Genomic DNA, 26,009 nt, shown 5'->3' on the forward strand with positions numbered 1-26,009 from the left:
GGATTGGTTATGTGCAATAACCATACCACAGATGCAAGTTCGAGCATAATTGGTAGATTTACGCACATTTCTAATATGCGTTCACCAACCTATCCCGCTTTTTCGGATGATATCCTTATCGGTGCTACACAAAATGATGCTGTGTTAAAGGCTCCCGCTCCTTATAATTTGTTAATTAATGCTCCACTAATTCCGCAATTGGTCGGTGGTCCTGCAACGGGCGGTTTTACTGAATCTAATTTCTGGAACAAATCACAAGTCACACCTCCCGGAGTTGACCTGGTAGAAATGGTTGTTTTGTCGGGTTCGAGTTCACCATTTAAAGATTTCAAACAAATTTTCCTCGTTAACAATGGTGGAGCGGATGCGAAAGAGGTTGAACTATATGTGGATGGCTCTCCAACTTATTATATCGGCACTATTCCGTCTGGTTCTATCTGGACGACGACTGTCCCAGAGGGGATTAATGTATCCTTCAAGGTAGGTATGGACATTGCACTTACCCCTGCACAAGCGGAGACTTATCAAGGTGCATTGTTAACCATCAATGCGAATGTGGTTGGTGGCACTGGCACCAAGTCTTATCGCTGGTTGAGAAATGGCCAGGAAGTTGCGATAACACCAACCCCGTCGTTGACAATCAATCCGGTGACTTTGTCTGACACTGGGACATATACTGTTGAAGTTACGGACAGCACACATACTGAGACGGGTGATAATAGTGTTAGTGTAACGGTATATCTACCGGTTAGCATAAACATTCAGCCCGTCGGTGGCAACTATACAACTGGGCAGACGCTGTTGCTCACTGTTTCTGCATCGGGTGGAAAGGGCTTGTTATCCTATGATTGGCGTAAAGGTGGGGTATCCTTAGGTGCGCCCAATCTGCCGTATTTAGATTTATCACCTGCGGGTCCGGAGGATACCGGAGAGTATGAAGTAGTGGTCACGGATGAACTGGGTCTTATTCCGTATGGGCAAGCAGTGTCTAACTCTGTCCAGATTACCGTGAATGACCCGTTGGCGGTCTATGGTCCAGCGGAACAGACTACGGTATATGAAAGCACACCAACTGTTCAATTGACAGTGTTGGCAAGTGGTGGTGTGACACCTTATAGGTATCTGTGGTTCAAAGACCTGAACGATAATGGTGTTCTGGATAATGGTGAGGCATTGACCAATACATCGCCATACTCTGGCGTAGATACGGATACTCTTACTATATCCTCGCCAACAACAAATGAGAGTGGTTTGTATCGTTGTGTCGTCACAGACGATGATGGCAACGGCACCAGTGTTGTGTCGCAGGCTGGCAATCTAACTGTGGTTCCGCACCTGACTATCGTGATACAACCGCAGAATGCGGTGCGGAATCCGGGACAGAGTGTGCAATTCACGGTGGAAATTAACGGTGGTATTCCGCCGATATCATATACATGGCGTAGAGCCAGCATCGGCAATCTACCACAACAACCTGGTGGAAATGTATTGACTTTGGAAAACCTTGCCGAAACGGATGAAGACTTCTATGATGTGGTGATACAGGACAGTGGAACGGACAGTATAACATCAGATGCGGTATCCTTAATGATAGTGGACGCTCCGCTGACTATTACTTCTCAGCCGACAGGTTTGCGTGCGTATGTTGGCGAATACCCGTCGCATATCTTACAGGTCGGTGTAAGTGGTGGGTATGGCACAATACGCTACCAGTGGATGAAGGATGGTCAGCCGGCTCCCGGAGTGAATAACCAATCCACTTACATTATCACACCATTGACCACAGCAGATTCTGGAAGCTACTATTGTGTTGTTGGTGATGATGTTCCGGGTAATGAAATCAACTCATCGCCAGCAGAAGTGCTTATCGCAGAACATTTAGAAATTACACATAATTTAGAATCAGTTTATTATATGCTGATTCATGAGCCATTAGTTTTGGCAATCAATGTATCTGGTGGATTAGGAGATTTAGTATATCAGTGGTGGTATGACGATGGTGGTGGTCCCGTTTTAGTAGGCGACCAAAATCCATTGCAAATTAATGACCCGACACCGGAAATGGATGGGGCTTATTATGTCGTTGTACGTGATGAACGTGAAAGTGTGAATTCCATTACTGCCACGGTATATGTGGGGACGCCATTAGTTTCTCCATTTGAATTAGAGAATGTTCGTATGTATGTTGATGAAGGTGACCATTTTACATTAGGTAGAGAGTTGACTGAAGTTATCGGCTTTGGACCGAAGCAGTATAAGTGGTATAAAGATGGAGAACCGGCACCTGGTAATAATGAAGAAATAGTTTATATCTCGCCAGACTTATCACCTGATTTGTCAGGTCATTATTGGCTTGAAATAAAAGACGTGAAGGATACCGTTACAACCAATGTATCGGAAGTTCTGATTGCAGAGCATATCTCCTTTGCAGTTCAACCTATAGGCGGAACGGTAGGTGAAGGGGATACGTGGCAGTTTGAGGTACAGGTCTCAGGAGGTTTGGGTGAACTACATTATCAGTGGAAATTCCAACCATTTGGTTCAGGAAAAGAGGTACAGAATGTAGGTATTGATTCGCCGATATTGGAACTCTCAGATATTGCTTCTGATGATGCAGGAACATATTGGGTTGAAGTCAGTGATGAAAAAGAGGTGCATGTTTCAGACAAGGTATTGCTGTATGTAGAAAAAGGAATACCTGCATATAATTATATAGGTATTATGATTGTGACCATGATGATAGCAATGTTGTTTGTTTCTTATAGTAAGAAACGTGGAGTGTTGAAAGGATAGGAGTTGGACGAGTCGGACGAGTTGGACAAGTCAGACAGGATGAATAACTACGTTAAAAAATGGTGGGGAGGTATAACTGTATAAATTGGGGTATATGTAGTTGAGGTTTCATTTGTAAGTTTTGATGAGTCTGGTTTATACTATTTGTGTTTTTTCACAGGCACTTAATCAAGTATTTTTATCCGATTAGATAACATGTTATAAAAAGGAAATAAAAATGACAAAAAGAATTTTAATTTCTCCAGTAGAAATGCGGAAAGAAGGGAAAATAGAGATAAAAAGTATTCCTGTCAATCAGTATCAACGGAGTCTCAAACAAGAGTTGGAGGCGAATGAAGGAATTACGTCGGAGGTTGCTTTGCGAATTTATCGTGATATGGTTATCATCCGTGAATTTGAAACGATGTTGGATAAGATTAAGAAGTTAGGTTCGTATGAAGGTATTGAGTATCAGCATGCGGGACCTGCACATCTTTCGATAGGTCAGGAAGGAGCGGCTGTTGGTGAATGCGTATTTCTACGAGTTCATGACCATATTTTTGGTAGTCATCGCAGTCATGGTGAAATTATTGCGAAAGGTTTGCGAGCAATTCGTGATTTGATTGGTAATGGTTTGATGGATATTATGAAAAGTTACTGGCAGGGTAAGACACTTCATATTGTTGAAACACATGAACCGAATTGGACTCCGTTGGTCGTAAAAGATAATAAAGATAAGAAAGCCATTTTAAAGACAAATGAGGAAGAGGAGTTGGGTATTGATTTTTTGCTTTATGGATTATTGGCAGAGATTTTTGGGCGAGAATATGGATTTAATAGAGGAATGGGTGGTTCGATGCATGCCTTTTTTACTCCGTTTGGTGTGTATCCAGCCAATGCGATAGTTGGTGGCAGTGCAGATATTGCCACAGGTTCTGCACTGTATCGAAAGGCACGGAAGAAGGAAGGTATTACCATTGCGAATATAGGTGATGCGTCTATTGCTTGTGGTCCAGTATGGGAAGCGATGATGTTTTCCACGATGGGACAGTATAAAAATTTGTGGGATGACGCACATAAAGGTGGATTGCCGATTGTTTTTAATTTCATGGATAACTTCTATGGGATGGGCGGTCAACCTATCGGCGAGACTGCAGGTTTTGAACGGCTTGCTCGTGTTGGTGCGGGACTTAATCCGGATAATATGCATGCGGAGGTTGTGGATGGCAACAATCCGTTAGCAGTGGCGGATGCATATCGGCGGAAACGACCTCTATTAGAAGGGGGTCAGGGTCCTGTTTTGCTGGATGTTATTTGCTATCGCCAATCGGGACATTCCCCGAGTGACCAGTCATCTTACCGTGACCATCAAGAAATAGAGATGTGGAAGTCTGTTGACCCTATTATCGAATTTGCTGAAAAGATTAAGTCTGCAGGGCTTACCACGGATACGGAATTGGAAAAGATAAAGGAATACGCTCAAAAGAAGGTTAAGAAGGCATGTCAATTAGCAACGAGCCTTGAAATATCACCACGAATGAAACTAACTCAGATTTCAGGGCTTGCAGAAGTGATGTTCTCAAATCAAGAGGAGAAAGAACTACCAGGACTTGAACATCCGTCAGATGTTTTAATTCCGTATGAAGACAATCCGAGATTGCAGAAGATAGAAAAGAAATCAAGGTTTGGATTGGATGAGAATGGTAAGCCATTAAAGGCGACCCAGGCAGTTACCTTTGGTGAGGCTATTTTTGAGTCGATTTTGTATCATTTTTACCATGATTCTCGGCTTATTGCTTATGGTGAAGAGAACCGTGATTGGGGTGGAGCATTTGCGGTGTATCAGGGGTTAACGGAAGCATTGCCCTATCATCGGTTGTTTAACTCACCCATTTCAGAAGGTGCAATAGTGGGAACAGCGGTCGGTGTCGCTATGGAAGGAGGTAGACCATTAGTCGAACTGATGTATTGTGATTTTATGGGTAGGGCGGGTGATGAGGTTTTTAATCAATTGCCGAAATGGCAGGCAATGTCTGCTGGTGAATTGAAGATGCCAGTAGTGTTGCGTGTTTCAGTAGGAGCGAAGTATGGGGCTCAGCATTCGCAGGACTGGACTGCCTTGTGTGCTCATGTGCCTGGGTTAAAGGTTGTTTTTCCTGCGACTCCGTATTCTGCGAAAGGGCTAATGGCTTCTGCGTTGAGTGGTAGCGACCCCGTTGTTTTCTTTGAAAGCCAGCGATTGTATAATCAGGTTGAAATATTCCATAAACAGGGAGTGCCAAAGGAGTATTATCGTATACCTATTGGGGAGCCAGAGATAATTAAGGAAGGGAAAGACCTGACTATTATGACATTTGGTGCGACCTTATATCGGGCATGGGAAGCGGTGAAACGTTTTGAGGAGGAATATGGAATTAGCGTAGAGTTGATAGATGGACAGACGTTAGTGCCGATTAATTATGAGCCGATTGTTGAATCGATTAAGAAGACAGGGTTGTTAATATTAGCAAGTGATGCTTGTGAACGAGGTAGTTATTTGCATACGGTTGCAGGTCATATTACTCAAATTGCTTTTGATTATTTAGATGCACCCGTTTGTGTAATTGGTTCACAAAATTGGATTGTTCCACCAGCAGAGTTGGAAGAGAGTTATTTCCCACAGCCGTTTAGTTTCCTTGATGCATATCATCAACAGATAAAACCATTACCCAATTATACCCCGCATACATTTCGCTCACCTGAAATGTTTGTCAACTTAAATCGTAAAGGGGTGTAATAAGAAACAGGTATAAATGAAAAGTATCGCATTAACATTTATGAAATGGACAGGTATTGTTCTGGTTGTTTTATTGGTTTTTATTTGGTTCTGGGTAATACTTCCATTTTGGGGTGTTTATCCTTTTAATTTTCAACGATATAAAGAGAGAACGCCAATTCCATCGTGGGTTTTAGAGTGTTGGGTTTGGGAGGATGACCAAAATACTGCGGAAGCAACGGTTGAACTTGTTGATGGCTATATTGAACATGACTTTCCTGTGCGGACTATCTTGATTGATAGTCCGTGGTCGTTGCGGTATAACGATTTTGTGGTGGATGAAAACCGATTTCCTAACCCATCTCAGTTTTTTAAATATTTTGAAGACCGTGGGATTCGTGTCGTTCTCTGGATGACATGTATGGTTAACAGTGAGAACCCTGATACTGCGATAAGGGATTCTACGGATTTTTATCGTGAGGCAAAATCGAAAGGATATTTATTAGGGAATGGTGTGCAGATAAAGTGGTGGAAAGGTCGAGGTGGTTTTGTCGATTATACCAACCCACAAGCAATGCAATGGTGGAGGTCATTACAAAATCAGGTGTTAGATTTTGGAATTGATGGTTGGAAATTAGATGGTTCTGCGACACTTCTTCGAACTTCGTTGGGTTCGTTGCCAATGTTTTATGTCCGTAGTTATAGCGGGATAATGACACCGCGGAGATATATGAACTTGTATTATGGTGAAGAACTTAATTACGGGAGAACAAGAAATCCTGAGTTTGCCACATTATCACGCTCTATTGACTCCCCGACCCCATGGGCACATCCAGAAGGGTTTGCACCGTTGAGTGCCTCAACCGTGAATTGGGTTGGTGATAATAAGCATGAATGGGATTATGAGAAGAAGGGACTTGAGCGAGCCATACATTGTATTTTGCGGAGTGCCAAATTGGGCTATTGTGTTATAGGTTCTGATGTGGCAGGTTATCATGGAGCGGAACCTATCCCTGCAGATTTGTATATCCGTTGGGCACAGTTTTCTACCTTTTGTGGCTTGTTCTTGAATGGTGGTCATGGTGAACGTCGGATGTGGAAACGAAGCGAGAGAGAGTTTGAAATTATCCGTAGATATTCATGGCTACACACAGAATTGCTCCCCTATATGTATAGTTATGTGGCACAATGGAGCAATGGAGGGGAACCGCTTATGCGACCTATGAAGCAAGGAAAATATCAATACATGTTTGGAGATTGGCTACTTATAGCACCTATCTATCAGAAGCTCAACCAACGGGTTGTCGAACTGCCATCAGGGGACTGGCGATGGTGGTTTGATGATACTAAGGTTATTCATGGAAAACAATCTATAACGAAGACCTATAACATGGATGAATATCCAGTCTTTATAAAGGACGGTGCTATTATACCTATGTATATTCAACGTGACTATACAGGTATTGGTAGTAAGGATTGGGAAGGTTATCTCGTTTTGAATATCTACCCAGCAGGAAATTCCTCTTTTACTGTTTATTATCCTGACTACTCTGGAACATTAACAGTTGATGTTTCAAAAACATCAGAGTTAAAAGTTAGTTTGAATGGTGTTATTAAGCCTTGTATTTTGCGAATCCTCTTGCAGTATGAACCGAAGGAAGTGCTACGGGATGGTGAGCCATATAAGGAGTATACATACCATTCGGAACAACAGCGGTTAATAATTAAAGATTCCAGTCCTGCTGTGAATTCGTATACAATACGTTGAACAATAACGAGAGGTATTTTTGCGGGAGAGGGATAGATTGCTAAATATTTTAATGATTGCGGTATCTCTGTTTATCCTGCGGTGCTCCCTGTTCGGTAGCCAGCTAAATCAACGGTTACAAATCGATACCCTAAATTGTGTAGTTTTTGAACTATTTGTGAGCGGATAGGCTCTGATACCAGACGCGCTATATCATTTGGTTCCACTTCAATTCGTGCAAGGTTCTGATGGCTACGAACACGATATTGACTGATGCCCAACTCTTTAAGTACCTTTTCTGCAGATTCAATTCGTTGCAGTTCTTCAATGGTGATGGGTAACCCTGTTGGAACACGTGAAGATAGGCAGGCAAAGCTGGGCTTATCTGCAGTGGGTAGTTGCCTTTGTTTGCTGAGCATTCGGATTTCTGATTTGAACATACCCACATCGGATAGAGGTGTTAGGATTTCGTATTCTTGCATGGCTTTTCTACCGCTTCGTGTTAAGTCGTTTAGATCGTCTGCGGTCTCACCACAGGCAATAGCCTCAATTCCGTTTTCTTGTGTGTATTTTTTCATTGTTTGAAAGAGATTACTTTTACAGTAGTAACAGCGGAGAGGGTCATTTTGTCGGTAGCGCTCGTCATTAAACTCGCTGGTTTTAATTACGTCGATGTTCCAGCCATGAGAAAGAGCCATATCTAAGGCACTGGTGAATTCATCGCGTGGCAAACTTGGAGTGTCTGCGATGAGGAGAACGCAGCGATTATTTAAGACCTCATTGCCAATAGCGGAAAGATATGTGGAATCAACACCACCAGAATATGCGATGGCTAATGATGAGAAGCGTCGCAAATATTCAATTAGTTTTTTTTCTTTTTCTAAGGCTTCTTCTAAACTGAAATCCATACATCATTTTTCCTATTCTGTGTTATTTAATTATACTCGTTATAGAGCCTTCCATCCCGTTATGATCAATATGCTCTAATTTTACTTTGCAGAGTTTGTTTTCTAAAGATTCATGAAAATCTGCCATGACACGGATATAGTTATCGGTATATCCTTGCCAATAGCCACCCTCTTTTTCTTCAAATAAGACCTCGCGAACGGTTCCGATTGCCTTTTCATAGAATATTTTTCTTTTCTTTTGACTTAAATCAATCAGTTGGTGAACGCGATGCTCAATCTCGTTTGGTGCTATGTTATCTGGAAATGACCATGCGGGTGTTCCTTCCCGTGGTGAATATGGGAATATATGAAGGAAATAGATAGGCAGTTCTTCGAGAAAGGTAAGTGTTTCATTGAAAAGTGAAAGGGTCTCTCCTGGGAAACCTGTTAATACATCAGCACTAATACCAATGTCGGGGACTGTTTCAATGGCAAGGAGAACATAATCGCGATAGTTTTCTCTCGAATAGGGTCTGTTCATGCGTTTTAGTATCGTGTTTGAACCCGACTGTAATGGGATGTGTAGATAAGGAACCAGCGGATAATTTGGGTTTTTCATACGAGTTAGTATATCGATGTTAAGAGAGTTTAATTCAATAGAACTCAAACGGACCCTTAAATTATTCCCGAATTCGTTGGAAATCATATCTAATAATGAAATCAAATTTTTCCCATCATCTTTATAATTACCGATATTAATTCCTGTTAGAACGATTTCTTTTGTTCCCGCTTCAATACGCCAGGCAATCTCCCGTAAAATAGCATCCGCAGGTCTTGACCTTGATGGACCACGCAGGTAGGGGATAATGCAATAGGAACAGAAGGAATTGCAACCTTCCTGTATTTTAATGTTTGCACGGTGGAATGAAGGGATAGAAATAGGTTTAGTATTTGTGAAGCACTCTAACGAGGTGAGTTTCCAATCGGAGCCTGTTAATATTTCGGGTGTATCGCGTTTTGTCCCTTTTATGTGAGAAAACCAATCTAATTTCCGCTTATTATCAACGATTAGGTCAATGCCCTCAATCTTTTTTAAAACCTCTATGTCTTTCTCCACATAACAGCCAATTACAACAATTTCAGCGTTAGGGTTGCGTTGTATTGTATGTCGGATGACTTTACGACACTTTGCCTCTGCTTCATGGGTTACCGCACATGTATGAATGATACATAAATCTGCAGGTGAAGATTTATCGGCAATTTCATAGCCTAATTCGTAGAGTCTTTGCAACATAGCATCCGACTCTGCTTGATTTAATCTACATCCCAAAGTATGTATATATACATATCGCATATTGTTAGTATGAGCCCTGTTAATAATGGCGGTAGTGGTTTTGATATAAATTATACATGTTATAATGAGGCAAAATACGATTAAAAGTTACCATGAATTGGGAGTTTGTGTTTTATCATTTCTATCTATTCTGTTTTATTTATTTTTTTGTTGTTTTTCTGTCTTTTTTACCTGCATATATGCCTCCATCTCTTCTATTAATCTCCCATATTAAAATTCCTTTTTATATAAACCTTAAATAGGATTTATTCAGGGTCCCATTTTTGAAATGTTACTCCTATATCCATTTCTTATCGTACCAGCGTTCTAAGGTCTCTATAAATTTCCTGAAAGAAGCGTCCTGACATCTTTGAAAATTTTCAAAAGGGATATTTTCCGCAATTTTTTTAAATATTGATGGTGAAAATGGGATTCCTTTTTCTTTTAATGCAAATTTCAGAGATTCTTTTGGTTTTTTGGGTTTTGTTATTCCTTTTTCCCAATATCCTTTCGATATAAGACACTTTTTTAATTCTTGATAATTATCCCAACCTAACTTTTTTGAAATAATTTGCGATTCTACCCACAGCCAGATTTCTAATTCAGGGGCAAATACAATAACCTTCACATTTTCTTTTGCCCAGCCATTATATACAAGTTGTGTTTCTATTTCTATTTCTATTTCTTCGCGAGTCTTTTTTTCCTGACCACTTCCTTCAAGATCTAAAAATACCATTGCATAGCGATATTGTTTCAAGAACTTTCTCAAAAAATCACTTGCGTTTTTGTATACCCCTGCATCACGATTAGGCTCTTTATAAATATCACAAAAATCGTTCAACTTCTTTTCCGGAAACAAACGAGAAAGTAAGCCTTTTATCCCCTGTGACATATCATTATCCGCCACTAAAAAGACAATATCTTTCATTGCAATACCCCTGCTGCATGGAGTGAAGCAATATCTACTTTTTCACGCCAATCTTTAAGTTTTGGATGATTTATTCCTTTTATCACATCTATGCACCCCGATTCTGTCTTTGAAAAACATAGAATTTCTTTTAGTTCAGCAAGATTTAATATTGCAGGAGAATGCGTTGCCAGAAACACCTGACTTTTATATACCGAAGAAAGAGACTGATAAATACATTCTATAGCGAGCGGATGTAATCCATTCTCCGGCTCCTCAATCATATATATTTTGTCTTTTTCTGACAAATAAGGAATAATTGTTTGTGCTAAAATGCGTAATGTTCCGTCCGAAATAACCCAAGAAGGCAATTCCAAGCCATTTTTATGAATAATACTAAGATATAAAAACCTATCTTCCATTCTTTCCCTTATTTGAATATCTTGAACTTCGGGTAAAGCAGATTGTATATGTTCAAGCCATAATGTAAAGGCTTTCGGATTTTTTTCCTTTAAGTTTTGTATCACTTTCGGTAGATTGGATCCATCCGTCTGGAAAGAAATAGGAACATCGGGTCTACATGAAACACGCATATTATTACTATTCAATTGCAGAAATTGAATCCCTTCCATAAGTACGTTCTTTAACCAGAGAGATACAGGAAATCGTTCTTCATCCTCTGGTGTCCCTGCAAGCGATGCTTTATATGGACCAATCTTATAAATTATATTCCATTCTGTAGTTTCCGATTTAAAATATCCACTTCCTGGTGCATTTTTTGAAATTACTTTTCTCCAGCCCGGTGGCGTTTTTTTCCGTCTCGAAACAACAATGTGGTCAGGAGCCTTTAATTCTTGAGGAAAAAGGTCTTCATCTCTTTCTTTTTTCCCATTTCTATGAATATTTTCACTCCCTTTCTTTATTAACCATAGATTTTCGTCTTGAATGCTGATCCCATTAATGGTATCGGAATGTAAAGACATTTCATAACGAACTGTATTATATTCATCGTCTTTCAATTGTTTTTGAATCTCTTCAGGGATTTTTATTTGCAAAGCAATTTCAAATTGTTCCCCCTCTTTTCTCCATAATAACTCTTTAAAGTGAGACACTCTTTTTTGAATTGCATTCTGAGGTCCCTCTCGAAGAATATCATGGATTAAACAAATCGTATCAAAAAAAGTGCTTTTTCCACTTGCATTAGGACCAACAATTATCTGAAAGGGTTCGAGTTGTATATCAATATACTTAAATGCCTTGTAATGTAAAATTTCTAAACGTCTAATCATTTTTTATAACCCCAATATTCTTTATATTCAAATTCGAACTTATGTTTTTATAATGGGATATAATTAATTACTTATTATTATATTCTTTTCTATCTTTTGAACCGAAATTTAAAAAGTATCAGTTATTACATTGACAAGGGCATTCCTTCCGAAATAATTGTTATATCAAAGCGACAATTATATTTATGAAACTTGTCTCCTCTAAATATAACACTATTTTCCCCATGTTGTAACTGGGGAATCTCTCCTTCTGGAATAATATCGCGAACAAACTCTCCTTTTTCGTTGTAAAGTTTACAATTATCTTTAGATACAAATTCAATATAACTACCGCTCTTTATTTCTATCGGGAAGGTCAAAATTATATCTCCTATCTGAACCGATGGATTTTCTATCTTTACTGATTTAAAAGGAATAGCAGAAATAGGACCCAATCCCACCTCTACCTTTTTTCCCACGGGAATATTGTTAACACCAATTGTCAATGTTGCAATACTCTTAAAATTAACCCAATAATGATACATCGGATAAGCAAAGGACATAATATCGCTCGACCCACTAAAAAAATCCTTCCGCATTCGTGTATGTTGCCATTCATACCGTGATAATTGATACGACTCAGGTTCAACAAGTTCAAAATATCGCCAACCCGTAAAATCTACCGTAACATAATGGTCTGCAAAACCACCTATTAAATGTTTGGGAGACGCTATCTGAAAGTTAAGCACCTCACCCTGCCCATCCCCTTTTATCCAAACTCCCAACCCACGAGTTGAGAAGTCCACCATATTTTGAATATCCTTGCGAAATACTGCCCAGGAGCGTTCCTGCTCTGCATCTACATTCTCCGCTCTCAATATAGCTTTCAACTTACTATCCTCCGCTTTTTCAAGTGGATATTCAAGCGTTGCAGATACCCCCTTTTGTGTTTCCGCTTTACTAAACTCATTTTCAACACGAAAATTTGCAAGTAATTTAGCATCGGGATGGTCTTCTTCTTCCGTCTCAAGCAGTGCCTCTATACGCATTTTTAAGGGCTGAGATGCATACGGATTATTCACACTAAAACTATTTGATGTATCATTTAGGTTTATTTTATGTTTTATATATGTAACAGGACGAAATTGATATTGCCCATTTTCATCCACATCCAGAGTAAACTCCGCGCCAGGTTCTATTAATTTTTCCTTTATAGATTCTGGCACAATATTTTTCATTCGGAGTTCTTCATATTTTCTCGCTATCTTTGCAAATCGTTGAAATTTATCACTATTTAGATTTTTGGGAGTAAATCCTACCACATACGACAAACTACTATTCGTCGCTAATGCCTTCGCACAAATATATTCAAATTCATCCGACATACTTCGTTCTGGCTGGACACCATCCCAATCAAAAATTCCCCACCACCCTAAATTCGTAGGGAGAAACGAGTATTTCCACTGGCGATTGCTAACAATATGATAGTCCACAAATTCTTTCTTCCCTCGCATCGGACAATCCCATGCACCCATTCGAGAACGAACACACCAGAGGTGATGTGAAAAAGTACTCATTTCCATAATGGGAGACTTGTTAAGCCGACGAATCAATTCATATACAAATTTCGCAGAATAATGCCATGTATTCTCCCAACCTCCTAATACATCCGAACCATCCAGAGCATCTAAATATACCATGTCAAAACCACAATAGTTATACAAATCTGCTGTCCGTTGAATCACTTCTGTAAAAAGAGTTGAATTAACATCCGGCACAAACAAGCCGAAACATTCTTTTAGATGATGAACTTTAGCACCTTTTTTGTGAGCGGAAACCTTTGTTCCATACGCTCCCCGTTCACATTCCACAAATGTAAACGGTGCACTCTTCTGAACATCTTTATATATAATCAGTTCATCATCAATCCGCAACGTTGCACTATTACGAACAAAAAAACCTGTGATTGCTGACATTGCCTCCGTACTTTCTTCAACAATAACTCGACTATCCCCCGCCTCTAAATCCTCCGCCAAGGTAAACGTTTTATCCGAAGCCAATCGGGTATCGGGAACAGGTGTTACCCAGGGCGTTTTCTTATCTATAAAAAAGGAATAGGTATGCAAACCCGCATACAAACCTGCTTGATGTATCGTATCAATAACTGTTTTCAAACTATCCCTACCCCGTGGATACAATTCAGGGTTCACCTCAAAATCACCCCATCGAAACGGATGTCCCCCATGAAAATCTATTTGGGTTGCCCCAACACTTTTCGCTACTTCTATCCATTGGGATACCGTTTCCTCCGTGACATACTCACTTGTGGAAATTAAATAAGAACCCTGATTTACCTTCGCATCTAAAGCCCACGGTCCACCTATATCCGATTGAGGCAATTCTGGTGATGATTTTATGGCATCTTTAAGTGCGTTGCGAATGTTATCCATCGGACCGGCAATTAAGGCTCCTTTTGTCCCTTCAAAACCGAATCGTTTATAAACAATGAAACCGCTTACTTTAGAACATAACCCGGGTATCTGATTGCAATTCGTTTTCAGGTCCAGTGCCAGAGGAGTAACTGCAAAAGCATCTTCAAAAGTCCCTTTCAAAGTTAGCGGTATTTCCGCATAAGAAATTTCTTCCGCCTTATCCCACGAAACCGACCGCACCTCAAAAACAATCCGTTGAGGACCCGTAACAACATGAAATACCACCTGCCCCGCAACCGCTCCAAAATCAGCTGTCAATACTGCACCCTCATACCTAACCGCCTTTACAGGGAAACTTTGGTTTTCTCCCTTCAACACAGCAAACGGTATCTTCTTCGCTTTATCCAGATAATCCCTCCCCGTGGCTTTATCCACAAACTGCGTTATACCCCCCGCATCATCCATCCCCATCTTAAAACTATCCGTTTCCACTACAACTTCTGCTTGTAGAGAAAAAATGAAAGAAACATGTACACAAATAAAAAATACTCCCATAGATAACCTTTTGTAAATACGATAATATTTCATGTGAGAAAAGCAAAGATTAAAAAACATTTGGAATTCCTTTCAAAAGTTATTTACAAATAATGATTTCCTTTTGATAATATATTAATACTATTTTAAAACCTATAAAAAATAACAAGGAGAATTATTATGAAAAATTCACAAATAAAACATAATAATTTTACACCTACCCGTAGAGACTTTATCAAAGCAAGTGCAGTGACAGGCGCATCTTTTTTTATTGCCCATCACGCCTTTTCAGAGCCAGCCCCACTAAAAGTAGGTATCATTGGTTGCGGTAGACGTGGAATCGGAGCAGGATTGGACTGCGTCCGTTCCTCTCCAAATATTAAAATAACTGCCATCGGCGACCTTTTTCCAGATGCTATCCAGAAATGTAAAGAAAAATTATCACAATTAGGCGATGCTTTTCAGGTAGAAGATAAAAATTGTTTTACCGGTTGGGATAATTATAAAGGTGTTCTGGAAACAGATATAGATATTGCCATTCTCTCTGCTCCACCAGCATTTCGTCCACAACATTTCCAATATGCCATTGAAATGAATAAACATGTCTTCATGGAAAAACCCGTTGCAGTAGACCCTCCCGGTATCCGTTCCATTTTAGCAACAGGCGAAAAAGCAACTGAGAAAAAACTAAATGTCGTCGCAGGCACACAACGCCGGCATCAGAAGCCATATCTATCTTTAATTAAGCGTATACATGAAGGAGCCATCGGCGATATCGTTTCTGCTTCTTGCTATTGGATTGGCGACTATGATTACTATACACCTGTTCCTCGTGACCCTTCCTGGTCAGATATGGAATATCAACTCCGCAACTGGAATTACTATACATGGATTTCAGGAGACCATATTGTCGAGCAACATGTGCATAATATTGATGTGATTAATTGGGTATTAAATGCTCATCCTATCCGTGCTATCGGTATGGGTGGAAGACAACAACGAACGGGGCCCGAATTCGGGCATATTTATGACCACTTCTTCGTAGAATTTGAATACCCCGGTGGCATACGCGTAACCAGTGCTTGCAGACAGAACAAAGATACATTCAAACGCGTTGGCGAATATGTGGTTGGCACACGCGGAAAAGCAGAACCCGGTAAATATATCTTTACGGATAAAGAATATCCCTACTCCGGCGAAAATAACAACCCTTACGAACAAGAACATGCTGATCTCATTTCCGCTATACGCAATGGAACCTATATCAACGAGACAAAAGCCATCGCTGAAAGCACCTTAACCGCTATTATGGGACGCATGTCTGCATATTCTGGGCAGGAAGTTACATGGGACTGGGTTTTGAACGAGTCAAAACTGAACTTGTTTCCTGAAAAATTAGACTTTGGACCGATGCCCGTTCCACCTGTTGCCATCCCTGGCGAAACGGAATTAATATAGATTGGTTTTTTGTCTGACAGGTCAGATGTGTCCGAATTTTCAATTAATGTAATTGTTGGTTGAATATGGCGGGTTAGCTGGGTTTTATTTTGCCGAGATTGAGAATTGATGCGGGTGGTATTTTAACGTCTTTGATTTCCAATATCATTCCGCGTTCGGTTTTGATTCGTAGGTTATACATCCCAGCAGGAACGGGTTTGAATTGTATGTTCCCCGCTTCATCTGTGTGTGCATCGCAGGGCCACCATGGTCCCAATTTGGGATGAAACATCATCAGTCCTACATTTTCATTTGAAATAGGTTGGTCGTCTTTATCAAGCAACTGGAATTCAACAGTGCTTGCCTCCAGCATCAGGATTTGCATATCTTCGAGGTAATCGGCGTCTGTTGGCGGAATCTCAAAATAGTTATTCGGAAAATAATGTAGGATAGGGTCCCATGCTCGGATAAAAACGCCTTTGTTTTTAGGTATTGTAATAGTACTAACTCCATCTGGTCCGCTTAAATTTCCGCGAGCAATAGGTTCGTCAAAAGCATTTGGCTTTTCTGTTGCAATACCTGCCATTTTTTCCAAAGGTTTGCCAGTGCTGTCAATAATGGTGATTTTCCCGATAACCCATGGACTGGGAGTTGTTGATGTCGGGGGTTCTGATATAGTATGTTCAGGGGTTTGTTGAGGAGTAGAGGTTGTAGATATTTTTTCTGATTGAGCCGATGTAGGCTGTGGTTCTGTGCTTTTTTGACTGCATGAATTGAATAACAAAAACAAAAAAATGAGCGGAAGGATTATTGTGTATTTATTCTGTTGTTGTGTCATAAGTGCTACGAAATTGATGTTGATAAAGTTGATAATAAATTCCTTGTTGTTTTAATAGTTGTTCGTGTGAACCCTGTTCCACAATTTTTCCATGGTCTAAAACTAAAATTCGGTCTGCGTTCATGATGGTCGAGAGCCGATGAGCGATGATAATACTTGTTCGCCCTTTTAAGAAGGTAGTTAGGGCTTCTTGTATATATTTTTCGCTTTCGGAATCTAAGTTAGATGTTGCTTCATCAAGAAGTAGCAACTCTGGATTTTTTAGAATGGCACGTGCCAAGGCGAGCCGTTGTCTCTGTCCGCCAGAAAGTAATTGTCCAAACTCACCTAAATTGCTGTCTAATCCATTGGGCATTTGAGAGACGAATTCCTGTGCGTGTGCCATGATGAGAGCTTGCTCGATTTGTTCATCTGTAATGTTGGTATTTCCCCCAGTAAGGTTATCGCGAACCGAGCCTGAAAAAAGGATTGTCTCTTGTGTAACAATCGCTATTTGCCGTCTTAGACTTTCCAATGTGGCTTTGCGAATGTCTATGTCGTCAAAGTAAATGGCACCTTGTTTAACATCATAAAACCGAGGGATAAGTTTTACAATAGTAGTTTTGCCTGAGCCACTGGGACCGACTAACGCAACCTTTTCTCCACGTTGGATTGAGAAGTTTAAGTTGTCCAGGACAAACTTTTTACCGTCATAGGAAAAAGAAACATTTTCGAATCGTATTTCTTTGGATAAAGGTTTTAACGGAACTGCTTGTGGGTCATCCTGAATATCTGGTTGAAGGTCTAAATATTCAAAAACGCGTTCTGCACTGGCAACACTGGTTTGTATCATGTTGTTTACTGTAGATAATTTGCGGACAGGGTCAAGAATCATAGCGAGGGCAAGATATACCTGCAATAAATCGCCCATATCTAACCGATAGTTAATGACACGATATCCACTAAATAGAATGAAACCAGAGAAACCGACCACGAGGATAAATTCTGTAATGGGTTCCGTAGCAGAATCTGCTTTGACCATTTTCCTTAAAAATTTGCGTAGTCGCGATGCCTCAATATCATATCGTTGTTTCAAAAAATTTTCCATTTGGAAGCCTTTAATGATAAGAATCCCTCGTGTTGTCTCATTAATAATTGAGGCGAGGTCTGCGACCTTCATCAAGGAACGCCGAACACTTTTACGGACATATAACCCTAACTGAATTAAGGCATAACCTAATGGAGGTAAAACACATATCCCGACGAGGGTTAACCATGGGTCTACACTGATGGCTACGATAAGAAATGTCAATGCTTTGAAAGGTTCTCGGAGTACTTTGATAAAGGCATTGGACAAGCCACGATTGACCATGAATATGTCATTGCTGAAACGGGCTACTACGTCCCCTGATGAATGGGATTCAAAGAAACCTAATGATTGAGTCATTATATTCTGGTACATCTTTTTGGATAAATCAACGGAAACGAAAGCACCTACGGAACCTGCAGAATATTCCTGAAAGAAACGAGCACAACCACTAATAAATGTGAGCACAATCACGATAACAATCGCAATAGATAGAGCAAATAATTTGCGAGCCCTCATTTTATCTACGAGTTGGAGGAAGGTTTTATCCCATTCTGCTGGTGAGGTATTGAACCATTTATGAATATTCGTGTCCCATTTTTGAATATCCTTCGCATACTTTATAGCAGGGTCTTCTTCGGGATGAAAGAAACTCTCATTTTGAGATTCTTTTGGCTGATATAACGTTAGTTTTACAGCGGTGCCTAAACTTACTATCATTGTTCCAAACGAAAAAGCAATAACCAGAGAGAGAGCAATGGCTAAAAGGAGCCGAGATTTATACACCAATGCATATCGGAGGAGGCGAAGATATACCTTCCATCCGGAACTTGAACCTTTATGTTCCGGTAGAAGAGAGTTTGTTACAGGTTCTGTATGTATTGGTAAAAGTTCCATAAAATAGTAGTAAGCGGATAAAGGATAGTGTTAGTTACTCCTAATGGCTATTTTATTCAGTTTTTCAAGGATGTGTTCTGCTTGTGTCATTATATCGTTAATAATTTCTGCTATACTTTTAATTTCATATATTCGACCAACAACCTGACCACAAGCAATACATCCACGATTTACGTCTCCGCTGAGATAGGCTTCTTTTCCTACTTTACCAGAGATAACGGGGAGGAGTTCTTCAAGAGTTGCCCCTGCTTTTTCCATAGTTGCAACAGTTAATGCTGCTTCATTTTTTATGATTCGAGCTGGATTCCGAATAGAACGTTCAACCACTATAGTATCGGTCTCTTGTGCTTGAACAAGCCACCGTTTGAAATTCTCATGCATAGGAGATTCTTTTGAAGCCATGAATCGTGTTCCCATAAGGATAGCATCCGCACCTAAACATAAAGCGGAGATAAGTCCTTTGCCATCGCAAAATCCGCCTGCTGCAACAACAGGAATTGAGACAGACTCGGCGGTTTTCGGTAATGCTATTAATGTTGGCACATCGTCCATTCCTGGATGTCCGCCACATTCGAAACCAACAATAGTGACAGCATCAACGCCAACCCGCTCTGCTTTCTGGGCAAAACGTACTGCTGGAACTTTGTGAATAACTTTCACTCCTGCGGATTTTAGTTTTGGCAGATACGGTTCTGGGTTTCTTCCAGCGGTTTCGACAACAGGAATTCCCTCTTCACAAACAACATCGACATAAGCTTCGGTCATATCGTTTGGCATAATTACTGGAAGCATGGAAATATTGACCCCGAACGGTTTATCGGTCATGTCTCGTGTTCTTTTTATTTCGGCTCGTAGTTCTTCACCTGTAGGGAAAGAAACTGCAGTGATAAAACCTAATCCGCCTGCGTTGGAAACGGCGGATACCATTTCCGCTTTGGCTAACCACTGTAAGCCTCCCATCAGGATAGGGTATTTAATGCCTAACATTTTTGTGATTCGTGTTTCGAATGTGAACATAGTTTTTTCCTATATTAATATTCAGAAGTATAACATAAAATTATTTTTTCAGGAGTGATAGCTCCATTTTAAAAACATACTTAATCTGGTTCTTCTTCAAATGTTTCATCTTCTATATGTTTTTTAACAAATGTAGTTGTATCTTGTTCTGTTTCTGTTTTTTCTTCGGTAACCTTTACGATTCTGCCTTGGAAATGCTCTAACAAATCGTTAATCTGCGGTTTCTTTCTGAGTTCATGTGCAAGTTCAGGGGATACTAAATCTTTGAAATGTGTTTTCCGTTGAGATGAGGTTTTTTGGGTAGTTATTTTTGATGATTGTTGAACCACCTGTATTTCGTTTGTAGAATATCGCAGGTTATTCATTATTTTCATTATCATTTGTTGTGTTGATTCTTTATTAAGAATGGAGATGGCGGATGTATCTGATGGGTCTACATATATGGTAGTTGTTTTTGTGGCTTTATGATAAGTTATATGTATTTTACCTAATCCAAATCGGAGGTCTGAACTTTCTTTTGCTATTTCAAAAAGGACCTTTGGAGTGATTTCTTCTGTAGCAGATACTTTTTCCGCTTTCGTTTCTGCTTGGGTTTGATGGTCTATGTTTGTTTCTGCTTTCGTTTTTGGAATTTTTGGGGGAGGGTTTAATTTTTCTGAATCCGCAGTTTTCGGTATAGATTCCGTAATTACTGGTTTATCTAACGTTTTTTTTTCCGACGCCTTTGTAATTTTGTAGTCCTGTGTCGGTTTTTCCTGGACAGAGCGGGGTGTGTATGGATATTTTAATGAATCCTCAATCTGTATAAGTTTTTCGAGAATACTCTCAATAGACAGGTCGCTACCTACTTTGCAATTTTTAACGAAGAAAGCCTCTAAGGCGGTTCGATGTGATAATTGAGAAGTAAATGTCTGATTTAGGTTTGCTAATTGTTCTACAAAACGGATTAATTGGATAATGGAGAATCGTTCTGATTGTTCCTTTAAACGTTGGATGTCCTCTTCGGGTAGGAAAAGTTGATTAGGGTCTTGTGTCGTTTTTAATATTAATAAATTCCGTATATGTCGGATAAATTCTTCGACGAACTGAGCCAAATCTTTTCCTGAATTTGAAATTTCATCAATAATATTTAAAATCTTTAATATATCCTTTTCAAGAAGACTCTGTACTAACTGGTCAATTTTTTCTGCTTCAATCAAACCTAAAATATCTTGAACATCTTTGTAGGTAATCTCTCCTTCACAATACGTCATGAGTTGGTCTAAAATACTCTCCGCGTCACGAACTCCGCCATCCGCAGAACGTGCAATGGCATAGAGGGCTTCTTTTGTTGCTTTTCGTTTTTCTGCTTTGGTGATATGTTCCAGTAGGTTTACAATATCTGGCACAGCCACCCTTCGAAAATCATATCGCTGACAGCGGGAAATAATTGTAGCGGGAATCTTATGTGCTTCAGTAGTTGCGAGAATAAAGATAGCATGAGAGGGAGGCTCTTCCAATGTTTTTAGTAAGGCATTAAACGCTGCAGACGAGAGTTGATGAACTTCATCGATAATATATACTTTGTATCGTGCATGAGCAGGTGCTAACCGAACCGCCTCGCGAATTTCACGAATATTATCTACACTATTATTAGAAGCCCCGTCAATTTCCTGTACATCCAGATGGGTACCTCTTCCTATTTCTATACAATTGTCACACTTATCGCATGGCTCTGGAATAGGTTTATCCGAACTCTGACAATTTAAAGCTTTTGCAAGGATACGAGCAGTTGTCGTTTTACCAATTCCACGCGAACCAATAAATAATAATGCATGATGTATCCGCCCAGAAGAAACAGCATTTTTTAGTGTTCGGGTAATATGTTCCTGTCCAACGACCTCATCAAATTGTTGAGGTCTCCATTTTCGAGCAAGAACATGATATATATCATTCGGTTTCGGCATAAATATATCCCTGCCATTTATGTAAAAAGTGCTCGCGCACCCACCTTCGAACGATACGCCCAGAACGGCCACGGAGCAGTTAGCTCGGGCCCGGCGACCCTACAGCACACAGACAGAATCAACTACGGCTGCTTCCTTCCGGACCTGACCGGGTTTGTTGCCTGCCTGTTGAGTAGGACCAAGCCGTCAACACCACTTACTCCGCGCCAGCTAAAGGACATACCGCCCTCGGGAGGGAATTCAGCCTCGCTAAAGCGGATTTGCGAGTTCAGGAACGCCGCTTCGTTCCCACCTAGCGCGAGCACTATTATTATAACGATTTTCCAGCAAAAAGGCAACAAGAACATAGCCAAAATTATTCTTCTAATTTTAGAACCCTGCGAAGATGCTGAATTGTAGGTAGGTGGCTTGCATTTAAGAACACAGGCAGGGCTTTGATTGTGCCCACTATTGAACGACGCTGGGAACGGTAAATCATTCGCAGAGCGGTAATTGGCATAAGTATTGTTTTTGTAATAATATCTAATCCAAAAATAATAGTTTTCAAAATTAGACTGTGTGGCTTTTTTTTAATTTTTTCAACGAGGGGTGTTATTATTCTGGGTGAAACAAAACAGGCAGAACGGATAAGACGGTTATCCTCTGTTCCCTTCCAATGAAAATAATCCTCGTATACTATGGGATTTTCTTTTAATATCCCTTCTTCTATTGCTCTTTTTCTTAATTCAGTGCCAGGGTAAAATCGAAGTGAGAAAAACAATGGCATGAACGGTCTCGGTGTCCGAGATAGGGTAAGAGCTGTATTCAATCTATCCTCTAATGTTTCAAATGGATTGTCTAAAATAATATCATAGTAGATGCCTACAGGATATTCAGATACAATCTGTGCTGCTTTCAGGAAAGTCTCAGACTTGGTAGGTCGCTTATAAATCTCAATGCACGTTCGGTCACTTCCACTTTGCAAGCCCATATTGGCCCAGGTCATCCCTGCATCTACAAGAATAGACATGCGTTCATGCGATACCTCGCGAGCAGTGGTCTTTGCAATAAAAGGTAAACCGATACGCTCTTTATATGCTTTACAAAATTCTTTAATATATTCCATATCTGAGGCAAAGAAGCAGTCGTCAGTTATATCAACATAAAAAATAGGGGGGCCTTCCTTCATTGCCAGTTCTAATTCTTGAATCACATGTTCCACACTGCGATGTCTCACAGGCCAGGTCCCATACAATTTACGTAGAAACCGATTACAACAATAGGCACACCCATAAGGGCAACCCCGTGAAGTCATGATTTTATATACCTGCCCACGATACCTCTTATATCGCATCAGATGTTCAACCCGCACGGGCTCTATTTTAGTCCCTGTATCCACATAACTACGTTCAGGTATCTGCCTCAATGGAGGAAGGATATCCAGGTCTGTAATAAGTGGAGAAAGAGGGTTGGTTTGTAAAATTCCCTCCTTATCTATATAGGCGAGGTTATTAATTTTTTTCAATGCATCTTTATCAGCACCGCTTTTTACCGTTTCAAGAAATGCTTTTAGTGACAATTCTCCTTCACCAATACACACAAAATCTGCTATCTGTGCACAACGTTCAGGTTCCGTAGTCGCTTCAATTCCACCCCAAATAACATATGTTTCAGGCAGTACTTCACGAACTATCTTTGTTATATCCGAAGCAACCTGGAAATCCTCTGCGGTTAGACTGATGCCGACTACTTTTGGATTTTCTTCTAATAGGAGTTGTTTTATATGTTGATGTTGATTTCTGCTTGCATATTTTTTAAATACTGGGAAATATAAAAGGAGAGAGTCAAAGCCTTCCTGGCGAAGGTATAAATGTAATCCTTTTAATCCTAATATATCGAGGTTTGGTTGTGCTGAAACTAATAATATATCTGTCATTTGTTTTTACCACCTTGTATATAACAAACGTATTAAAAAGAATATTCTGTATCCTGATTACATTTTTATTGATACGTTACAAACATAAGAAATATGGCACTTATTACAATAATTATACCTGTTTCAAGGTATTCAAATCGTTTTTAAAGAAAGGTATAAGTTCAATCATTTGTTATTTTAAAAAAGATTTTGCATTAAAGTAATATATAATAAAATAGTAGATTTTGGAGGAACTTTAATGGTGCATAATTTAAACCCTGAAGAACGTAGGAAATATCCCCGCAGTAAGCACGGGTTAAAACTTCCTATTGAATCAAAAGGACCGGGAATATTAAACCATGTGGATAATATCAGTGCAAATGGGGTTCTATGTCACACAGTTCAACCTATTCCACTGATGACGCGGATGCAAATCGTGGTAGAATTACCGAAACCATTTGAACACCGTATTCAAGCAGAAGGTGTTGTTGTTCGCTGTATAAAAGAAGAACTCGGAGATGACCACTTTAAAGTAGGGATTGTGTTTACTCGAATCAATGAAAAGGACCAAGAGACAATTCGTGAATTCGTTGAAACGACTTTATCTAAAAAGGATGATTAGGAAGAAGATGAATTATGATTAAAGATGTAGGTGCAATTAAGGAAGTAAAAAGAGGGAAGAAAGGGAAATCCAAAGAAACCACAGATAATAAAACAGTAAAGAAGATTTTACTTTTTGGCAAAGATGCTGAACAGTTAATCCCCCTATTTAGAAAGCATCCAGAACTTACAGTTGTCCGTGATAATCCTGATTATGTTTTGAGTTATGGGGGTGACGGAACTTTATTAGCCTCCGAACATGCTTATCCTTATATTCCAAAGATTCCAGTATTGAATAGTATGCGTGGGCATCGCTGTATACCCCATCCACCGGAGGAAGTTATTGCAAGACTCGCAGAGGATAAACTTATTGCTTACCGGTATATGAAACTCACTTGCAGTATATATCCCGGTGGACAAACAAACCCGACACATCAAATTGAATCGCTCAATGAAATTACCGTCGCTAAAGGGCGAATCAACTCCGCAGTGCGATTTAAACTTTGGGTTGATGGTGTATCGTATGAAGGAGAAGATAAAGATATCCTTGGCGATGGGTTTATGATTAGCACCCCATTCGGTAGTACTGCATATTTCTCCAATGTAACACGAGGTATTTTCTGGGAAGGTATTGGTATCGCTTTTTTAGCAACTTCTGAAGATATTACACACATGGTTCTACCTGAAAAAACGCTCATCGAAGTAAAAATAACACGCGGTCCCGCTATTCTCGCCTATGATAATATTCCCGAATCTGTCCCATTAGAGGCAGGGGATATCCTTGTTGTTAAGAAAAGTCCACACGATGCCATAATCTGTTCCTGCGGGGTAATTCATCGACCATCAGAACCTTTCTAATCTACATTTATTCTTCGTCTATGTAATATGTAATTCCAGACCAAAGGTTTGTATCATTATTTTTATTATAATAAAACACAGTTTTTATTATTAATATAAAAATAATAATATAATAAATTAATATAAAAGGTATTTATAAATCTATTATTTTATTAATAATAAAATTTAAAATTTGATTGAATTTCATATAAATTTATGATATAATATTTATGCTATTTTGAATGAATAAAAAAATAAGATGAGGAGGAAAAACTATGATGTACCATCGAGAAACAGAGGAAACATTCCATGTGGTCTGCTCATGCGGACAGGAATATCCTCTGGTAAAACCGGACCTTATTGACCAAATCACATGCGGAGTCTGTGGAAAAATCGTAAAAGTAACTCCGGATAACCTTATTCGCCCGTCTGAGACGTCGACAGCCCTATTCAGGCGTATGAAGGAACTTCCCACTTCCCAGCGAATTCAAGAGGGAATCCGATTGATAAAGGAGGGTAAGTATGAACTTGCCTTGCCTTTATTACACTCAGTTATACATGACCTCCAGCCCATGCGAGAGGCTTTTTATGCCCTTGGCTATTGCTACCACCGAGAAAAGAAATATATTGAGAGTTTTATTTTTTTAGGAATTGCTGTTGATTTAGGACATCCTCACGCTAAATCACTTTTCGAAAAGACAAAAAGTATATTAGGTATTACTGAAGAAATCATCAATCCCAGAAAAGAATAAATACTAACCATGTAAATGTTTTTTAGTTATTGAGGTAAAGCAGATGGTTTTAATGACCCAGTGAGGATGGATGAGTTTGATAAAACAAAT

The 26,009-nt window shown here is 39.7% G+C and carries 17 protein-coding genes and 1 other RNA gene; 7 read left to right on the forward strand and 11 right to left on the reverse strand.

Going from position 1 to position 26,009, the window contains the following annotated elements; translation table 11 throughout:
• From PLJ10_11570 to PLJ10_11580, 3 genes are all read left to right on the forward strand, one after another.
• On the forward strand, positions 1 to 2,793 hold a 2,793-nt coding region (locus PLJ10_11570; protein ID HOK10283.1), incomplete at its 5' end, for a hypothetical protein.
• 217 nt (positions 2,794 to 3,010) lie between these two features.
• Positions 3,011 to 5,548: a thiamine pyrophosphate-dependent enzyme gene (locus tag PLJ10_11575; GenBank protein ID HOK10284.1), complete on the forward strand. Its 2,538-nt coding sequence runs from the start codon at positions 3,011 to 3,013 to the stop codon at positions 5,546 to 5,548.
• Between the two features lie 16 nt (positions 5,549 to 5,564).
• On the forward strand, positions 5,565 to 7,295 hold the full coding sequence (locus PLJ10_11580) for a glycoside hydrolase family 31 protein (GenBank protein ID HOK10285.1): 1,731 nt from the start codon (positions 5,565 to 5,567) through the stop codon (positions 7,293 to 7,295).
• Between the two features lie 71 nt (positions 7,296 to 7,366).
• Here the strand turns inward: PLJ10_11580 and larE are convergent, their stop codons facing one another.
• From larE to PLJ10_11605, 5 genes are all read right to left on the reverse strand, one after another.
• Positions 7,367 to 8,182: an ATP-dependent sacrificial sulfur transferase LarE gene (gene larE / locus PLJ10_11585; GenBank protein ID HOK10286.1), complete on the reverse strand. Its 816-nt coding sequence runs from the start codon at positions 8,180 to 8,182 to the stop codon at positions 7,367 to 7,369.
• Positions 8,183 to 8,204: 22 nt separating this feature from the next.
• Positions 8,205 to 9,515: a tRNA (N(6)-L-threonylcarbamoyladenosine(37)-C(2))-methylthiotransferase MtaB gene (gene mtaB / locus PLJ10_11590; GenBank protein ID HOK10287.1), complete on the reverse strand. Its 1,311-nt coding sequence runs from the start codon at positions 9,513 to 9,515 to the stop codon at positions 8,205 to 8,207.
• Between the two features lie 277 nt (positions 9,516 to 9,792).
• Positions 9,793 to 10,422 carry a hypothetical protein gene (locus tag PLJ10_11595; GenBank protein HOK10288.1) on the reverse strand — a complete coding sequence of 210 codons (630 nt, stop codon included), beginning with the start codon at positions 10,420 to 10,422 and terminating at the stop codon, positions 9,793 to 9,795.
• The gene (locus PLJ10_11600; protein HOK10289.1) at positions 10,419 to 11,690 is read right to left on the reverse strand and encodes an AAA family ATPase; all 1,272 of its coding nucleotides are present in this window, start codon (positions 11,688 to 11,690) and stop codon (positions 10,419 to 10,421) included. The genes PLJ10_11595 and PLJ10_11600 overlap by 4 nt, the downstream gene beginning before the upstream one ends.
• 125 nt (positions 11,691 to 11,815) lie before the next feature.
• Positions 11,816 to 14,716, reverse strand: a complete 2,901-nt coding sequence (locus tag PLJ10_11605) for a hypothetical protein (protein HOK10290.1) — start codon at positions 14,714 to 14,716, stop codon at positions 11,816 to 11,818.
• Between the two features lie 99 nt (positions 14,717 to 14,815).
• On the opposite strand from PLJ10_11605, the gene PLJ10_11610 reads away from it, so the two are divergent.
• Positions 14,816 to 16,093, forward strand: a complete 1,278-nt coding sequence (locus tag PLJ10_11610; GenBank protein ID HOK10291.1) for a Gfo/Idh/MocA family oxidoreductase — start codon at positions 14,816 to 14,818, stop codon at positions 16,091 to 16,093.
• 73 nt (positions 16,094 to 16,166) lie between these two features.
• On the opposite strand, the gene PLJ10_11615 is transcribed toward PLJ10_11610, so the two are convergent.
• From PLJ10_11615 to PLJ10_11640, 6 genes are all read right to left on the reverse strand, one after another.
• Complete coding sequence (locus PLJ10_11615; GenBank protein HOK10292.1) at positions 16,167 to 16,910, reverse strand: hypothetical protein; 744 nt, start codon at positions 16,908 to 16,910, stop codon at positions 16,167 to 16,169.
• Entirely contained in the window at positions 16,891 to 18,873 is a 1,983-nt protein-coding gene (locus PLJ10_11620; GenBank protein ID HOK10293.1) for an ABC transporter ATP-binding protein, read from the reverse strand. The genes PLJ10_11615 and PLJ10_11620 overlap by 20 nt, the downstream gene beginning before the upstream one ends.
• 30 nt (positions 18,874 to 18,903) lie before the next feature.
• Positions 18,904 to 19,890, reverse strand: a complete 987-nt coding sequence (locus PLJ10_11625) for a nitronate monooxygenase (protein HOK10294.1) — start codon at positions 19,888 to 19,890, stop codon at positions 18,904 to 18,906.
• A gap of 80 nt (positions 19,891 to 19,970) precedes the next feature.
• Positions 19,971 to 21,836, reverse strand: coding sequence for a DNA polymerase III subunit gamma/tau (gene dnaX / locus PLJ10_11630; protein ID HOK10295.1), 1,866 nt, complete (start codon positions 21,834 to 21,836; stop codon positions 19,971 to 19,973).
• Between the two features lie 32 nt (positions 21,837 to 21,868).
• Positions 21,869 to 22,137: signal recognition particle sRNA large type (gene ffs / locus PLJ10_11635), an RNA gene on the reverse strand.
• A gap of 54 nt (positions 22,138 to 22,191) precedes the next feature.
• Positions 22,192 to 23,751 (reverse strand): radical SAM protein, encoded by a 1,560-nt coding sequence (locus PLJ10_11640; GenBank protein ID HOK10296.1) that lies wholly within the window; start codon positions 23,749 to 23,751, stop codon positions 22,192 to 22,194.
• Positions 23,752 to 23,989: 238 nt separating this feature from the next.
• Here PLJ10_11640 and PLJ10_11645 point away from each other — a divergent pair, with 238 nt between their 5' ends.
• The 3 genes from PLJ10_11645 (at position 23,990) to PLJ10_11655 (ending at position 25,919) form a co-directional block, all read left to right on the forward strand.
• Entirely contained in the window at positions 23,990 to 24,352 is a 363-nt protein-coding gene (locus PLJ10_11645; GenBank protein HOK10297.1) for a PilZ domain-containing protein, read from the forward strand.
• Positions 24,353 to 24,366: 14 nt separating this feature from the next.
• A complete protein-coding gene (locus PLJ10_11650; protein HOK10298.1) occupies positions 24,367 to 25,188 on the forward strand; it encodes a hypothetical protein in 822 nt (273 codons plus the stop codon).
• A gap of 254 nt (positions 25,189 to 25,442) precedes the next feature.
• Positions 25,443 to 25,919 (forward strand): hypothetical protein, encoded by a 477-nt coding sequence (locus tag PLJ10_11655; protein HOK10299.1) that lies wholly within the window; start codon positions 25,443 to 25,445, stop codon positions 25,917 to 25,919.
• Positions 25,920 to 26,009: the final 90 nt, after the last annotated feature.

The sequence above is a fragment of the Candidatus Hydrogenedens sp. genome, from assembly GCA_035361075.1.
Lineage (GTDB): Bacteria > Hydrogenedentota > Hydrogenedentia > Hydrogenedentales > Hydrogenedentaceae > Hydrogenedens.